This is a genomic window from Proteobacteria bacterium CG1_02_64_396 (assembly GCA_001872725.1).
In the GTDB taxonomy this organism is placed as follows: Bacteria; Pseudomonadota; MNWR01; order CG1-02-64-396; family CG1-02-64-396; genus CG1-02-64-396.
In genome coordinates, this window is the sequence record MNWR01000007.1 from 54,085 (window position 1) to 70,595 (window position 16,511).

General features: G+C 64.0%; 13 protein-coding genes and 1 pseudogene. All 14 read left to right on the forward strand.

From position 1 onward, the window contains the following. Positions 1 to 5 precede the first annotated feature (5 nt). The 14 genes and pseudogenes from AUJ55_00570 (at position 6) to AUJ55_00635 (ending at position 16,220) form a co-directional block, all read left to right on the forward strand. On the forward strand, positions 6 to 1,427 hold the full coding sequence (locus AUJ55_00570) for an aspartyl/glutamyl-tRNA amidotransferase subunit A (protein OIO61346.1): 1,422 nt from the start codon (positions 6 to 8) through the stop codon (positions 1,425 to 1,427). Then, positions 1,427 to 2,878, forward strand: a complete 1,452-nt coding sequence (gene gatB, locus AUJ55_00575) for an aspartyl/glutamyl-tRNA amidotransferase subunit B (protein OIO61347.1) — start codon at positions 1,427 to 1,429, stop codon at positions 2,876 to 2,878. Before AUJ55_00570 ends, gatB begins: the two co-directional genes overlap by 1 nt. A 136-nt stretch (positions 2,879 to 3,014) precedes the next feature. Further along, positions 3,015 to 3,713 carry a bifunctional phosphoribosyl-AMP cyclohydrolase/phosphoribosyl-ATP pyrophosphatase gene (locus AUJ55_00580; protein OIO61348.1) on the forward strand — a complete coding sequence of 233 codons (699 nt, stop codon included), beginning with the start codon at positions 3,015 to 3,017 and terminating at the stop codon, positions 3,711 to 3,713. 5 nt (positions 3,714 to 3,718) lie between these two features. Further along, positions 3,719 to 4,567: a hypothetical protein gene (locus AUJ55_00585; GenBank protein OIO61349.1), complete on the forward strand. Its 849-nt coding sequence runs from the start codon at positions 3,719 to 3,721 to the stop codon at positions 4,565 to 4,567. 109 nt (positions 4,568 to 4,676) lie between these two features. Further along, complete coding sequence (locus AUJ55_00590) at positions 4,677 to 4,823, forward strand: 50S ribosomal protein L34 (GenBank protein ID OIO61350.1); 147 nt, start codon at positions 4,677 to 4,679, stop codon at positions 4,821 to 4,823. Positions 4,824 to 4,908: 85 nt separating this feature from the next. Further along, positions 4,909 to 5,298, forward strand: a complete 390-nt coding sequence (locus tag AUJ55_00595) for a ribonuclease P protein component (protein ID OIO61356.1) — start codon at positions 4,909 to 4,911, stop codon at positions 5,296 to 5,298. Between the two features lie 332 nt (positions 5,299 to 5,630). Continuing rightward, positions 5,631 to 7,310 carry a hypothetical protein gene (locus AUJ55_00600; GenBank protein OIO61351.1) on the forward strand — a complete coding sequence of 560 codons (1,680 nt, stop codon included), beginning with the start codon at positions 5,631 to 5,633 and terminating at the stop codon, positions 7,308 to 7,310. 97 nt (positions 7,311 to 7,407) lie between these two features. Then, positions 7,408 to 7,860: a hypothetical protein gene (locus tag AUJ55_00605; protein ID OIO61352.1), complete on the forward strand. Its 453-nt coding sequence runs from the start codon at positions 7,408 to 7,410 to the stop codon at positions 7,858 to 7,860. Between the two features lie 19 nt (positions 7,861 to 7,879). Further along, entirely contained in the window at positions 7,880 to 9,220 is a 1,341-nt protein-coding gene (locus tag AUJ55_00610) for a tRNA uridine-5-carboxymethylaminomethyl(34) synthesis GTPase MnmE (GenBank protein ID OIO61357.1), read from the forward strand. A gap of 17 nt (positions 9,221 to 9,237) precedes the next feature. Next, positions 9,238 to 10,269 (forward strand): hypothetical protein, encoded by a 1,032-nt coding sequence (locus tag AUJ55_00615; protein ID OIO61353.1) that lies wholly within the window; start codon positions 9,238 to 9,240, stop codon positions 10,267 to 10,269. 7 nt (positions 10,270 to 10,276) lie between these two features. Next, entirely contained in the window at positions 10,277 to 10,996 is a 720-nt protein-coding gene (locus tag AUJ55_00620) for a hypothetical protein (GenBank protein ID OIO61354.1), read from the forward strand. Between the two features lie 38 nt (positions 10,997 to 11,034). Beyond that, on the forward strand, positions 11,035 to 11,811 hold the full coding sequence (locus AUJ55_00625; protein ID OIO61358.1) for a ZIP family metal transporter: 777 nt from the start codon (positions 11,035 to 11,037) through the stop codon (positions 11,809 to 11,811). Between the two features lie 136 nt (positions 11,812 to 11,947). Next, positions 11,948 to 14,722 carry a DEAD/DEAH box helicase gene (locus tag AUJ55_00630; GenBank protein ID OIO61359.1) on the forward strand — a complete coding sequence of 925 codons (2,775 nt, stop codon included), beginning with the start codon at positions 11,948 to 11,950 and terminating at the stop codon, positions 14,720 to 14,722. 40 nt (positions 14,723 to 14,762) lie between these two features. After that, positions 14,763 to 16,220: pseudogene (locus AUJ55_00635) on the forward strand (hypothetical protein). Positions 16,221 to 16,511 lie beyond the last annotated feature (291 nt).

Below are 16,511 nucleotides of genomic sequence, written 5' to 3' on the forward strand. Positions count from 1 at the left end.
CCGCCATGTTCAACTCGATCCAGGCTGCCCTGACCGCTCTGAACAAGGGCGAGCTCTCCAGCCGCGAGCTGACCCAGCATTACCTGGGCCGCATCGCCGCCCACAACGACCGCCTCAATGCCTACATCACCGTGACCGCCGAATCGGCACTGGCCCAAGCCGATGCCGCCGACGCCGCCCGCAAGGCGGGGAGCGCCGGGCCGCTGGCCGGGATCCCCATCGCGCAGAAAGACATCTTCGTCACCGAGGGGGTACGAACCACCTGCGGCTCGAAGATGCTGGGCCACTGGAATCCCCCCTACACCGCCACCGTGGTCGAAAAGCTCAATGCCGCCGGGACCGTGATGCTGGGCAAGGCCAACATGGATGAGTTCGCCATGGGCTCCTCCAACGAGACCAGCGCCTTCGGCCCGGTGCGCAATCCCCTGGACGAAACCCGCATCCCCGGCGGTTCGTCGGGGGGCTCGGCGGCGGCGGTAGCGGGCGATTTGGCCTTGGCCGCCACCGGCACCGACACCGGCGGCTCGATCCGACAGCCCGCCGCCTGCTGCGGCGTGGTGGGGCTCAAGCCGACCTATGGCCGCTCGTCGCGCTACGGCATGATCGCCTTTGCCTCCTCGCTGGATCAGGCCGGTCCCATCGCCAAGACGGTGGCCGACTGCGGTTTGCTGCTCAATGCCATGGCGGGGCACGACCCCAAGGATTCGACCTCCATCGACCGCGAGGGTGAGGATTTCACCGCCCTGATTGGCCGCGACATCAAGGGGATGAAGATCGGGCTGCCCAAGGAGTATTTTGGGGCCGGAGTCGCCCCCGATGTCGCCCGGCAGATTCAGGCGGCCGCCAAGGCTTTGGCCGACCAGGGGGCCGAGATCGTCGAGGTCAGCCTGCCCCACACCGAGTACGCGGTCCCCGCCTACTACATCATCGCCCCCGCCGAATGCTCTTCGAATTTGGCCCGTTTCGACGGGGTGCGCTTCGGCCATCGCGCGCAGGGGGCCAAGAACCTGCTGGAGATGTACGTCAAATCGCGCTCCGAGGGTTTCGGCAGCGAGGTCAAGCGGCGGATCATGCTTGGCACCTACGCCCTGTCTTCGGGTTACTACGACGCCTATTACCTCAAGGCGCAGAAGGTGCGCACCCGCATCCGCGAGGATTTCGAGGCCGCCTTTGCCCAGGTCGATTTGCTCCTGACCCCCACCGCCCCCACCACCGCCTTCAAGATCGGCGAGAAGGTGGACGACCCGCTGACCATGTACCTGTCGGACATCGCCACGATTCCGGCAAGTTTGGCCGGGGTGCCGGCCATCGCGGTCCCTTTCGGCAAGGGGATTGATGGGATGCCCATCGGGGCTCAGCTGATTGGCCCCCACTGGGGCGAGGCGAAGCTGCTTCAGGTGGCGGCCGTGCTTGAGGGGGTGGCGTGATGTGGACTTATGAGGGTTACGAGGTCGTGATTGGGCTGGAGGTCCATACCCAGCTTCTGACCCACACCAAGATCTTCTGCGGCTGCTCCACCGCCTTCGGGGCGGCCCCCAACACCCAGACCTGCCCGGTCTGCACCGGCCAGCCCGGCGCGCTGCCGGTCTTCAACAAGGGTGTGGCCGAGATGGCGATCCGGCTGGGTTTGGCCACCGACAGCCAAATCCGGCGCGAGTCGGTTTTCGCCCGCAAGAATTACTTCTACCCCGATCTGCCCAAGGGCTACCAGATCAGCCAGTACGAGCTCCCCATTTGCGAACACGGCCACCTCGACATCGACTTGGAGGGCGGCGAAAGCAAGCGGATCGGCATCACCCGGGCCCACCTTGAAGAGGATGCCGGCAAGTCGCTGCACGAGTTGACCCTTGATGGGACCGCCATCGATCTCAACCGCGCCTGCGTGCCGCTGATCGAGATCGTCTCCGAGCCGGAGCTGCGCTCCCCCGAGGAGGCGGTCGCCTACTTGAAGAAGCTGCATGCCATCGTGCGTTACATCGGCATCTGCGACGGCAACATGCAAGAGGGTTCCTTCCGGGTCGACGCCAACGTTTCGGTGATGCGCATCGGCGCCACCGTCTTCGGCACCCGCTGCGAGCTCAAAAACATGAACTCCTTCCGCAACGTGCAGCGGGCCATCGAGTTCGAGGTCGCCCGTCAGGTCGAACTGATCGAGGACGGCGGCAAGGTCATTCAAGAGACCCGCCTCTACGACGCGGCCAAGAACGAGACCCGTTCGATGCGCGGCAAGGAGGAGGCCCACGATTACCGCTACTTCCCCGATCCCGATTTGATCCCGCTGCGTTTGAGTCAGGCGATGATCGAGTTTGAGAAAGCCCGCCTGCCCGAGCTGCCCGATGCCAAACGCGACCGCTTCATCGGCGATTATGGGCTGTCCCGCTACGACGCCGGGGTGCTGACCAGCGAGCAAGCGTTGGCCGACTACTACGAGGCGGTGGTGGCCGGTAAGCGCGACGCCAAGCTCTGCGCCAACTGGGTGACCGGCGACCTGCTCGGCAACCTCAACAAGGCGGGGCTCGACATCGCCCAAAGCCCGGTGAGCAGCGCCAACCTCGGTCTGATGATCGACCGGATTGCCGACGCCACCATCTCGGGCAAGATCGCCAAAGAGGTCTTCGAGGCGATGATGGCCGGTGAACACGGCGGTAACCCCGACGCCATCATCGAGGCCAAGGGTCTGAAGCAGGTGACCGACACCGGCCCCATCGACGCCGCCATCGACGAGGCAATGGCCGAGAACCCCGGCCAGCTTGCCGACTACCGCAGTGGCAAGGACAAGCTCTTTGGTTTCTTCGTTGGTCAGGTGATGAAGAAGATGCGGGGCAAGGGCAATCCGGCGCTGGTCAACGAGCGTTTGAAGGTCAAACTCGACGGTTGAGGGCGGTTGCAGGGGTGGTTGGTGGATGCGCTTTCGCTTATCCACCCTACCCCATTTTCGGCAATGTGTAGGGCGGATAAACGAAAGCGCATCCACCTCTACCCAGCCCTCCCGTTATTTCCCAGGCGAGGCCCCCATGAATCTGCCCGAACCCAACGACGTGCTGATCGAATCGCTGGCTTGGCCCGAATCGGGGCTGTTGCCCGCCATTGCCCAGGATGCGGCCACCGGGCGGGTGCTGATGCTTGCCTGGGTGGACCGCGAGGCGGTGCGCGAAACCTTGGGGACCGGTTTTGCTTGGTACTTCAGCCGTTCGCGGGGCAAGCTCTGGCAAAAGGGGGAGTCGAGCGGTCACACCCAGCGCATCATCGAGCTGCGCACCGACTGCGACAAAGACACCCTGCTTTATGTGGTCGAGCAGGTCGGTCCCGCCTGCCATACGGGGCGTGTCGACTGTTTCTTCGAAGCCCCTACCGCCCAAGGGTGGCAAGCGGTCGAACCGTTGCCCACCACCCCCCTGGCCCCCCTGGCCCAGTTGCAGGGGACGATTCACGAGCGCCGGGGCGCCGACCCCGAAACCTCATGGACCGCTACGCTCTTTGCCCAAGGGCGGGAGAAAATCCTGCAAAAGGTGGGGGAGGAAGCGGTGGAGTTTGTGCTCGCCTCATCGTTGGGAACCCCCGAAAAGGCAGTGAGCGAGGCGGCCGACCTGATGTACCACCTGATGGTCGCCTTAAGCGAGCAGGGTCAATCGCTCGACGATGTCGCCGCCGAATTGGCCCGGCGCGAGGGGGTCTCGGGGCTGACCGAGAAGGCCTCCCGCCCTAAGGGTTAATCCCCATGGCTCGAACCCTCCACCCCTTGCGGTTGCACCAATCCATCGTTCTACAACCGATCTTCTCGACCTCGGCCCCGACCCCGCTCGAAATATTGGGGCGCAGTCCCCTGTTTCACCCCCTGAGCGAGCAGCAGCGCACCGAGGCGCTCGACGACAGCAAAACCCGGTGGCTACGCGATCGCACCCGGTTGTGGAGCGAGGGAGAGATGGGGCGTTCGGTGGTGCTGGTGCTCGATGGCACCCTTTCGGTCGCCTTCGGGAATACCGTGTTGGGTCGTCTGGGTCCGGGGGCGTTGATTGGCCTCAACGGCCTGAACAAATCGCTGTTTCGCCAATTCACCGTCGGGGTGCTCGGGGCGGCGCTCCTGATCGAGCTCCCCTGGTCGCGCCTCAAGACAATCCTGCAACAACAACCCTCGGTCGAAACCGGCCTTCAGGTTTTCGTGCGCAGCCACCGCGCCTGGAAATCGCTCACCCTCCACCCCCTGTTCGCCCTGCTCGACGAGGGCCAGCGGAGTCAGGCCGCCACCGCCTCACGCTGGCTCGATCTTTCTAAAGGGGAGGTCGTGATCCGGCAGGGGGAGGTCGACCGCGACCTTTACATTGTGGTTGAGGGGAGCCTGGAGGTGTTCGAGCAGGAGGGAGAACGGGAGTTGATGGTCAACCGACTCGGACCCGGCGCGGTGGTGGGGGAGTTCGCCTTGATCGACGGCGCCCCTCGGGCCGCCACGGTGCGCACCTTGGAGCCAACCCAGCTGCTTCATGTCCCCGCCGAGGCGCTGGAGGAGGGGCTGGGGGACGGGGTTTTTCAAGAGGCATTGACTCGGTTGAAACGTCAGAAAACCGAGTAAGTTGGAACTTTGCTTGACCTGTGGCAGCGGCTCTTTAGAATGCCGCCCCTTTTGCCGTCCCCCTGCGTTGGGCCCTTTGGCCTGATCGTTGTCGTTTGGAGCATTCAAGATGAAGCGCACCTACCAGCCCAGCCGTATCAAGCGTGCCCGCACCCACGGTTTCCGTGCCCGCATGGCGACCAAGAATGGCCGCAAGGTTCTCAACAATCGTCGCGCCAAGGGTCGGCATAGCTTGTCCGTTTCTAGCGACAACTAAGATTGTGAGGGCTGGGGCTCCGCAAGGCGCGCCAGGCGCCGCGGAGGCCCCTGTGTCGGTGAACGGCCCACAATCGGCCATCCCCCTGCCGAACAACCCCCGCGATCTTCCCTTTTCCGGGCAGCAATTCCCTCCGGAATGCCGGATTTTGCGTCGCGGCGAGTTCCAGGCCATCGCCCGCTTGGGGCGGCGGGAGCACACCCGTAACTTCGTGATCGTCCATCGCCCCTCGGTCGCCTCTTGGGCCCGCTTGGGGGTGACGGTTTCGAAGAAGGTCGCCAAGCAGGCGGTGCGGCGCAATCGCATCAAGCGGTTGATCCGCGAGGCCTTTCGCACCCTCCCCGAGGATCTGCGCCGTCGCCCCTTCGATTTGGTGGTGATCGCCCGCGCCTCCAGCGTTGATGTTGCGGGGGGCGCGCTCCTGAGCGAGATGCAAGCGGCGCTAACCCGTCTTCTGACCGGGAGAACGCGGTGATTCACTGGTGGCGTACCCTCAGTCGTGTTCCATCTGGGATTCTGATTGGAATCGTCCGGGTGTATCGCTACGCCATCAGCCCCTTTTTCCCCCCCTCCTGTCGTTACTACCCTAGCTGTTCGGAGTACGCCGTCGGCGCGCTGCGTCATCATGGGGCGATCCGGGGGGGTATCCTTACGGTTTGGCGGATCCTGCGTTGTAACCCCTGGTCGTCTGGGGGCGAGGATCCGGTGCCGCGACGGCATGAGCACACTACGTGCGATCATTCCCCATCCAACCTGAATACCGGGGATTCATCCCCCCGGCTCTCCTAACCATCCAGGAATCGATTCATGGAAAAGCGGTTGCTCGCGGCTTTTGCCCTTTCCCTGCTGGTGATGGTCGGTTTCCAGTTCATGTTCACCCCCACGCCCCCCTTGCCGGGGAGCGAGGATCAAACCGCCCAGGTGGAGCAGCAAACCCAGGAGGGGGGTGGTGCAGCGGTCAGTGACGCCGCTGTGACTGCCCTGCCAGGCGACGATACCGAGGGGGCGACCCCCCAGGTTGGACGGGGCGTCGGCAGCGAAGCGGGGGCGCAGGGCAGCACCACCAGCGCCGCCCAGCCCGAAATCGACCTGAGCGGCGCCGTGGTGCTGCACAACCAGCTTCTGCAACTAACCGTGTTGCCGGTGGGTGGTCGCATTGTCGATGCCGCCTTCCTGAAGTACCCCGTCGCCCCCGGTTCCGAGGAGCGGGTCCACCTGCTGCAGGCCGATGCCGAAAAGCGGGCCTTGATCCGCGAATGGTTCGACGGTGACCAAACCCAAGCGCTGCCCCTGCCCACCACCCCCTTTGCGGTAACCGCCCAGAGCGATCAATCGCTCACCCTGACCTGGAGCAACCAGGAGGGGGTGACCTTCACCCGCACCATCACCATCGACAGCGACAAACCCTACCTCGTGCATTCGAACTGGACGGTCTCGAATGCGGCGGCGGTGGAGGGGGTTCGTTATCACTGCGACCTAGTCGCCGTCCCCTTCGTCAAAGAATCGAACATGGTCAACTTCTACGACCATGCCGGACCCCAGGGGTACATCGGCGGGCAATGGATGCAGGTTGAATACGACGAGGTGGGGGAGAAGCTCTTCCAGCTCCCCGGCACCCAAGGGTGGATCGGTCAGACCATCCCTTACTTCCTGGCCGCCGTCATGGCCCCCACCGACCGGGAGAGCATCGGCTACCTCGGTCAAGAGGGGCGGATGGTGGTGACAGGTCTTGCCTACCCCACCGGAGGGGCGAGCTGGAGCCAGGATCTGTTCATCGGCCCGAAAGAGGTCGATTTGATGGAGGAGGTGGGTCGCGACCTGCCGCGGGCCATCGATTTTGGCTGGATCACCTTTCTGGGCCGTCCCCTGCTCGACCTGTTGGTCTTCTTCGAGGGTTATCTGGGCAACTGGGGTCTGGCGATCATCATGCTGACCCTAGCGATCAAGATCGTTCTCTTCCCACTGGCCAACGCCTCTTACAAGTCGCTCAACGGGATGCGCAAGCTGACCCCGAAGCTGCAAGAGCTCAAAGAGAAGTACAAGGACGACCGGCAGAAGCAGTCGCAAGAGATGATGGCGCTGTACCAGAAGCACAAGATCAATCCGATGGGGGGCTGCCTGCCCATCCTGATTCAGATTCCGATCTTCTTCGCGCTGTATCGGGTGTTCGCCAGCGCGGTCGAATTGCGCATGGCCCCCTTCTACGGCTGGATCACCGATATGACCGCCCAGGATCCCTACTACATCCTGCCGGTATTGTTCGGCATCTCGATGTTCATTCAGCAGAAGCTCAACCCGGCCCCCGCCGACAAGATGCAGGAGCGGATCCTGTTGCTGCTGCCGGTGATCTTCACCTTCTTCTTCATGACCTTCCCCTCGGGGTTGGTGCTCTACTGGTTGGTCAACAACGTGTTGTCGATTGCCCAGCAGGCCTACATCTACAAGAAGTTTTCCGACCCGCTGCCCGAAAAGGTCAGAAAAAAGTAAAGCCGGGTTTGTAAGAATTCAGGATGCACTCCGAAGGGGGGAGAGATTGTTTCTCTCCCCCTTTTTGTTGGGCCTACTCCGGCCCTGGAGGCGTGTCATGGTGCGTATTTGGAAGATGGCGCTGTTGGGACTAGGTGTTCTGGGGTTCGGTGCGGGCTGGGCCTTGGCCGCCGAGCCGCCCCCCGTGGCGCCGCAGGTGTTGGCGGTGAAGATGTATGCCGATTGGTGCCCCGGTTGTCAGGCGATGGCCGGGGCCTGGAAACAAACCCAGGAGCGGTTGGCCGACCAGCCGGTGTTGTTCGTCAAACTCGACAAAACCACCCCGGACCTGGCCAAACAATCGGCGATGTTGGCCGAGCGGCTCGGTTTGGCGCTGCTTTACAGCGATCATCCCGGCACCGGCTTCGTGCTGCTGGTCGATCCCCAAAGCCACGCCCTGCTCGATACCCTCAATCCGATGATGAACGCCGACCAGATGGTGCGCCGGATTCAGGCCCATACCGGGTTGAGTGAAACAGGCGCGATGGGGGCGAAACACAGCGCCATGTAATCCCCACAAGGGGGCGATTCTGAGCTCTTCAGCATTCACCGATACCATCGCCGCCGTCGCTACCCCTCCCGGTTTGGGCGGGGTGGCGATCGTGCGCGTCTCTGGCCCCGAGGTTGCCAGGGTTTTTCCGCTATTGCCCAAGCTCCCCGATCCTCCTCCCCCCCGCACCGCCTGTTTCACCCCCCTGGTCGATGACGCAGGGGAGGTGCTCGACGAGATCCTCGCCCTGTATTTTCCGGCGCCCCGCTCTTACACCGGCGAGGATGTGCTGGAGCTGCACCTGCACGGCAATCCCCACCTCTGCGCCGAGGTGCTCAGTTTGCTCGCCACCCTCGACATTCGCCCCGCTCAACCGGGCGAATTCACCCGCCGCGCCTTTTTGAATGGCCGTCTCGATCTGACCCAGGCCGAGGCGGTAGAGAAAATCATCCACGCCCCGACCCGCGAAGGGCGGCGGGCGGCGGTGCGGCTACTCGATGGGGGATTGGGGGAGGCGATTGGGCCGGTGCGGGAGGCCTTGATCGATCTGCTGGCTCAGGTCGAGGCCCACATCGATTTCGAGGTCGAGGAGAGCGGCGAGTCGGTCGCCCCCCAGCTTGAGGAGGGGCTCAAAACCCTGCTCCACGCCCTCGACCCTTGGGTCGCCAGCCGCCGCACCGCCGAGCGGCTCTTCGGCGGGGTGCGGGTGGTGCTGGCCGGGCGGCCCAACGTCGGCAAATCGAGCCTTTTCAACCGCTTGCTGGGTGAAGAGCGGGCCATCGTCACTGCCATCGCCGGAACGACCCGCGATCTGATCGACCGCGACGTGCATTTGGGCCCCTATCCGGTACGGTTGATCGACACCGCCGGATTGCGGCAGACCGAGGATGTGATCGAGGCCGAAGGGGTGGGGCGCAGTCGTCGCAGCGCCGCGCAGGCCGATCTGCTGCTCTGGGTCAGCGACGACCCCGACGAAGCGCCCCCCGAGGATCTAACCCGCCCCTGCGACGTGCGCATCGACAACAAACGCGACGCCTGGGGGGGAACATCGGGTTGGCAGGGGGAGCACCGCTTCGTTTGCGCCGCCAAGAGCGATCCCGACGAGGTGTTCGAGGCGCTGCGGGCCGGTTTGGGCCATCTGCTGGGGGATGTGGGGGGCGAGGAGTCTCTCACCGCCACCGCCCGGCAAGGGCAGGCGCTGGCCGAAGCTCGGCAGCACCTGCTGGCGGCCCAAACCCTGCTGCGGGACGATCCCGACGATTTGGAGTTGATCGCCGAGGAGCTACACGGCGCCGCCCACCGTCTGGCCGAGCTGCTCGGGGAGATCCACGGCGAGGATGTGCTCGACCGGGTGTTTTCGAGTTTTTGTATCGGGAAGTAGGTCAGGGGGAGCGGGCGATGGTGCGCTGGCGGGCAAGGGTGATGGTGCTGGTTGTGCTGGCCGGATGCGGCTCTTCAGCCTCCACCGGTCCGTCGTCGGGGGGTGACGGCACCGGAGCTTGGTCCCCCGCCGCCAGCGTGGTGGCCGAGATGGTCGGCTACACCAACACTCTGGCGGCGACGATGCCGGGCATTGGCAGCCAGGGGTATCTTCCCCCCGATGCTGCCGCCTTAACGCACTGGGAAACTGCGGTGCAGGCCTTGGCCCAGGGGGATGGGGCGGCGGCGCAAACCGCGCTGGGCAATTTGCCCGGCTACCGCCTGGCCGAACTGAGCGATACCGGCGATGGCAACCGCCGCTACTGGGTGCTGGAGGAGTCCCCCGCCGTGCAACAGGGTTGGGGTACCCTGATGGTGAACCCCACCCCCCAGCGCGAGTTGCTCGTCGAGGTGCCCCACCCGGTGTTCGATACCAACACCGCCGCCGAGGGGGCGCGGATCTTCCGGCAAACCGGCGCCCGCTACCTGCTGATTGCCGGAACCCACCGCTGCGCCAACACCGCCACCTCGACCTGCGCCGGGACCACCGGGGTTTGCGATGGCGGGGCGCCCTCCCCCTTTCGCACCTCGGACATGGGGCACAACGGCGATACCCCCTTCCAATCGGTCCATCGTCTGTTGATGACGGCCCACCCCAACCTGGTGGCGATCAGCCTGCACGGCAACGGCCAGGCCGAGTGTGGCGATCTGTTTTTAAGCAGCGGCTCCACCACCACGGTCGACCCCCTTGTCGCCACGTTGCAGCAGAACTTCCCGGCCGGCTCCTCCCTGACGGTGTTGACCGTGGCCGACCCTGGGGTGACCTGCACCCTGTTCGGCTCGACCAACGTTCAGGGGCGTCAGATCAACGGCAGTCCCTCCCCGTGCAGTCAATCGGCCAGCGCCACCTCGGGGCGTTTCATCCACATCGAACAAAGCCTGCGGGTGCGCTCTCAGGGGTATGATGCCGAGCTGATTCAAGCGCTGATCGCCACCTTCCCGGTATTGTGAGGACGCCATGACCCTAACCGTGTTGCAACATGTCCCTTTCGAAGGGCCCGCTGCCATCGCCGATTGGGCGCAATCGCGAGGGGTCGAGGTGCAGATTGTGCGTATGGATCAAAACCAATCCCTCCCCGACCCCGAGTCGGTCGAGGGGTTGGTGGTCATGGGGGGGCCGATGGGGGTGGGGGATGGCGATCAATACCCCTGGATCGATCCCGAGCGCGAGTGGATTGGCCGGGTGCTCAAGCGGGGGGTACCGACCTTGGGCATCTGCCTGGGGGGGCAGTTGATGGCCGCCGCCTTAGGGGGGCAGGTCACCCGCAATCAAGAAAAAGAGATCGGCTGGTTTCCCATCGAACGGACGCAAGAGGGGCAAGAGGAGGCAGTCGCCCCCTGGAATCCCCTGCTGCCCGAGCGGCTCATCCCCCTGCACTGGCACGGCGAGACCTTCTCGATCCCCGAGGGGGCAACCCGGCTGTACCAAAGCGCCGGGTGCGACAACCAGGCCTTCGCCTGGGGCGGGTGCGCCCTGGCGCTGCAATTCCATCTGGAATCGACGCAAGCCTCGGTGGCCGACCTGCTCAAACACGCCAAAGCCGACCTGGCCGAGCCCGGCCCCTTCGTAGCCTCTGCCCAGGCAATTCTTGAGGAGCGCGTCCAACACGAGCCGGTGAACCTCGCCCTACTCGAACAACTTTGTGACGCCCTGTTTCTTGGAAGCCCCCCCCCATGAGTTTGGCCGCCTGGTTTGCCGATCTGACCCCCTTTCAAATGGGGGTGACCGCCAGTTTCATCGCCGGGGGGATCGCCACCCCTCTCGGGGCTCTCCCGGTCTTTTTGATGAAGACGATCCGCGACCGCACGCGCCACATCCTGCTCGGCTTCGGCGCCGGGGTAATGCTGGCGGCGGTTTCGTTTTCGTTGATCGTGCCTGGCCTGCAATCGGTTTTGGCCGGTGGGGGGAGCAAGGTCGAGGGGGCGTTGATTGTCGGGATGGGGATCATCCTGGGGGCGCTCGCCTTCCACCTAGCCGACCGCTATGCCCCCCACGAGCATTTCTTCGCCGGTCGCGAGGGGAGTCTTCTGGGGGGGGGCGACGGCGATTGGGTGCGGCGGGTCTGGCTTTTCGTCATCGCCATCACGATCCACAACTTCCCCGAGGGGCTTTCGGTTGGGGTCGCCTTCGGGGGAGGGGAGAGTCCGACCGCCCTGGCGCTGGCCATCGGCATCGGCGCTCAGAACATCCCCGAGGGGTTGGTGGTGGCGGTCTCGCTGGTGGCGCTGGGCTACAAACCTGGGCTGGCGCTGGGGGTGGCGTTGCTCTCGGGGATGGTTGAACCGCTCGGGGCCTTGGTGGGGGCCGGTGCAGTCGCTTTGTCGCTGGTGCTGCTGCCGTGGTTTCTGGGGTTCGCGGCGGGGGCGATGCTGTTCGTGATTTCGGACGAGATCATCCCCGAGACCCATCGCCTGGGTAAGGAGCGCCCCGCCACCTTCGGGCTGATGATCGGCTTCATCTTGATGATGACCCTCGATACCGCGTTGGGGTGAAGCTCACCTTTCCCCCCCCGCCCACCCCCTTTGTACTGGAACAGGAGTCCCCATGCCGCTGCATCCCCCCCGCATCACCCCCTACCAAAGCCAGTTTTACGCCTGGCTCCTGACCCGCCGGGCGCCGGGGGGCAGCGTGGAGGCGCTGGCCGCCACCCTGGTTGATGCGCAGGTCGACCTCAACCCCCATCAGGTCGAGGCGGCGCTGTTCGCCTGCAAAAATCCCCTTTCCCGTGGGGTGATCCTGGCCGACGAGGTGGGGCTGGGCAAAACCATCGAAGCGGGGTTGGTGATCTCGCAACGTTGGGCCGAACGGCGGCGGCGCATCCTCATCGTGGTTCCCGCCAACCTGCGCAAACAGTGGCATCAAGAACTGCAAGACAAGTTCGCCCTGCAAGGGGTGTTGCTGGAGGCCAAAAGTTACAACGCCTTGGTCAAACAGGGGGTGGCCAACCCCTTCGTCCAGGGTGATGGCCCCGTCATCTGCTCCTACCAGTTTGCCAAAACCAAGGCCGATAACCTGCGCCAGGTGCATTGGGATCTGGTGGTCTTCGACGAGGCCCACCGCCTGCGCAATGTTTACAAGCCGGGCAACGTCATCGCCCGCACCCTGTGCGACGCCTTGGCGCACGTTCATGCCAAGGTGCTCCTCACCGCCACCCCTCTGCAAAACTCGCTGCTGGAGCTGTTCGGCCTGGTCAGCATCATCGACCCCCAGGTTTTTGGCGACGAGGCCAGTTTTCGGGCCCAGTTCACCGGGTCGCAGCAGGCGCTCCCGGATTTGCGCCGTCGCCTGACCCCCCTTTGCCTGCGCACCCTGCGCCGCGACGTGCAGCAGTACGTGTCGTACACCGCCCGTCGGGCCATCGTGCAGGCGTTCACCCCAACCGACGAAGAGCAGGCTCTGTCGGAGCAAATCACCGACTACCTGCGCCGCCCCAACCTCAAGGCGCTCCCCGCCGGGCAGCGCCACCTGATTTCCATGGTGCTCTGGAAGCTGCTGGCCTCCTCCAGTTATGCCATCGCCGGAGCGCTGGAGACCATGGCCAAACGGTTGGAGGGGGAGCTGGAACAGGGGTTGGTCGAGGCGCTCGACGCCGATTACGAAGAGTTGAGTGAAACCGCCGACGAGTGGGACGAAGAGGAGCCCCCACCCCCCCCAGCGCCCGACGAACGCGATGCCATCGCCGCAGAGATCGCCGAACTGCGCCGCTTCAGTCAGCGGGCCGCCACCATCCGCGACAACACCAAGGGGCAGGCGCTGCTGACGGCGCTGGACCGGGCTTTTGCCGAGTTGGAGCGGCTGGGGGCGCCGCGTAAGGCGATTGTTTTTACCGAGTCGCGCCGCACCCAGGACTACCTGCTGCGGTTGCTGGAGACCACCCCCTACGGGCAGGGGATCGTCCTGTTCAACGGCAGCAACAGCGACCCCCGCGCCCAGGCGATTTACCAGGATTGGTTGGGGCGCCACGCTGGCACCGACCGCATCACCGGCTCCAAAACCGCCGACACCCGCGCCGCCCTGGTGGAACACTTCCGCGACCGGGGCACGGTGATGATTGCCACCGAGGCGGGGGCCGAGGGGATCAACCTGCAATTCTGCTCCCTGGTCATCAACTACGACCTGCCCTGGAACCCCCAGCGCATCGAACAACGCATCGGGCGTTGCCACCGCTACGGGCAAAAATTCGACGTGGTGGTGGTCAACTTTGTCGACCAAAGCAACGAGGCCGACCAACGGGTCTACGAGTTGCTCGATCAGAAGTTTCAGCTTTTCGAAGGGGTGTTCGGCGCCAGCGACGAGGTGCTTGGCACCATCGAATCGGGGGTCGATTTCGAGCGGCGCATCGCCGGGATCTACCAGGATTGCCGCACGAACGAGGCGATCCGGATCGCTTTCGACCAACTGCGGCGCGATTGCTCCGCCGAGATCGACAAAGCGATGGTTAAAACCCGCAAGGCGCTTCTGGAGCATTTCGACGAGCAGGTGCAGGAGCGGCTGCGCATCAGCGCCGACGAAAGCCGTAATACCCGCAGCCGTTTTGAGGCGATGTTGCTTGATTTGACCCACGCCGAGTTGGCAGGCGACGCCGACTTCGACGAGGTCGGTTTTACCCTGCGCCGCCTGCCCGCCGCCGCCCCCGCCGTCATCCCCCTGGGCCGCTACGAACTGCCCCGGCGCAGCGGCGAGGCCCACCTGTACCGGGTGGGTCACCCCCTGGCCGAATGGGTGCTGGGGCGCGCCAAAGGGCGCCCCCTTCCCCAGGCGCGGCTCACCTTCGACTACCAGGCCCATGGGGTCACCGTCAGCACCTTGAAGGGGCTGCGCGGGCAGCGTGGTTGGCTGCGGGTCACCCTGTTGAGCGTGGAGGCGCTGGGGCAGCGGGAGGAACACCTGATCGTCGCCGCCTGCACCCAGCGCGGTCAGGTGTTGGACGAAGACGACCCCGCCAAGCTGCTGCGTCTGCCGGTCCACGGCGACCCCGTCCCCTTGGTTCGGGCCGATCCGGCCCCCCCCGAACTGGCGCAAGACGAAGAACAACGCAGGCAACAGGTGCTGCGCCAGGTTAACGAACGCAACCTGGGGTACTTCGACCAGGAGGTGGCCAAACTCGACGCCTGGGCCGACGACCTCAAACAGGGGTTGGAGCAGCAGATCAAACAGCTCGACCGGGAGATCAAAGAGGCCCGTCGCCTTGCCGCCATCGCCCCCACGCTGGAGGAAAAACTGGCCCAGCGAAAGCAGCAGCGCGATCTAGAGGGGCAACGCAACCGGTTGCGCCGGGAGCAATACGACCGGGAAGACGAGATCGGCATCCAACGCAACGCCCTGATCGACGGCCTGGAGGCGCAATTGCGGCAAAAGGTTGATCAAACAGAACTTTTTGCGATTGAATGGGCGCTGGTGTAACGGCGCCCTTTGCCCGAACGCACGACGACTGGAGCCCGCGATGTCGGCTACGAATTTCAAGACCGAAAACAACACCTACCGCAAGCTGATCGGCAACGGCTTGACCTACAGCATCCCCCGGTTTCAGCGCGATTACAGTTGGACCGATGAAGAGTGGGAAGACCTTTGGTCCGACATCCTAGGCACCATTCAAGAGGGGGGCGAACCGGCTCACTACATGGGCTACCTGGTATTGCAATCCCAAGATGAAAAAAGCTTCGACGTCATCGACGGTCAGCAACGCTTGACCACCCTGAGCCTGATCGTGTTGGCGGTGCTCAAAAGCCTGCAACGGCTGGTGGATGATGGGATCGATTCCGACCGCAACCGGCAAAGGCTGGAGCAAATCCGCAGCACCTACATCGGTTACCTCGACCCGGTCACCTTGGTCACCCGCAGCAAAATCACCCTAAACCGCAACAACGACGCCTACTACCAAACCTACTTGGTGCCGCTGGGCCATTTGCCGGTCCGGGGTTTTCGCGCCTCGGAACATGCCTTGCGCAAAGCCTTTGATTGGTTTGATCGGCGGATCCAGGGGTACGCCAAAAAGCAGGGGGGCGACGAGGGTGTGGCACTGGCCAGCCTGATCGAAACCATGAGCGACCGGCTCTTCTTCACGGTCATCAGCGTCACCGACGAGCTCAACGCCTACAAGGTGTTCGAAACCCTCAACGCCCGTGGGGTGCGCCTCTCCTCGACCGATTTTCTCAAGAACTACCTGTTTTCGGTGTTGCACAAGCAGGGAGAGCATTTGCACGAGATGGACACCCTTGAAAACCGGTGGGAGTCGATGGTGTCGCGGTTGGGTGCCGAGAGTTTTCCCGACTTCTTGCGCAGCCACTGGATCAGCCGCCGCAGCTTTGTGCGCCAGTCCGACCTGTTCAAAACCATCCGGGCCAGAGTCTCCGACCGAGAGGCGGTGTTCGAGCTTTTGCGGGGGATGGAGGAGGACATGGACACCTATCTGGCCCTGACCAATCCAGAAGCCTCCCATTGGCCCGCTCCCCTTAAAAACCATGCCCAGCAACTGCGCATGTTCAAGGTGCGCCAGCCTTTTCCCCTGGTTCTGGCCGCCCACCGCGCCCTGCCGGGCGATCACTTTGCCAAAGTGCTGCGGGCCTGCGTCATGATCGCGTTGCGTTACAACGTCATCGGCAATCTACCCACCAACGAGCAGGAGCGGGTTTATTACGCCGCCGCCCAAAAGCTGACGCGGGGGGAGGTAACAAGCGCTGCCGCTCTGCTCGAATCGCTGCGCGAGATCTACCCTGGCGACGAGCCGTTTAAAGCCGCCTTTGCCGAGAAGGTCATCCGTACCACCGATGCCCGCAACAACCGGGTGGCTCGCTACATCCTGTGTGAACTGGAGCGACAACACGGCGGACAGGAATACGACTTCGAAAGCGACACCCTTACCGTCGAACACGTGTTGCCGCAAAAGCCACAGGAGGGTTGGGGTGGACCCCACTCCTTGGACAGTTTGGGGGCGAAAATTTGTAAACGGTTAGTGGCGGTGGGTGGTTCCGCCGTGGGTTTGATGGACCTGTTCTGGGGTCTTGCCGCCGAGGGCACTGTGGGGGCGCTCGGTGTTGTAAAACCGGAAGTAGCGGTCGAGCCCCTGGTGCAGCGCCACCCCATCGGCATGGTCGTACAGGTAGATCTCTTCGTACTTCACCGTGCGCCACAAACGTTCGATGAAGACGTTGTCCAGCGCCCGGCCCCGTCCGTCCATGCTGATGAGAATCTG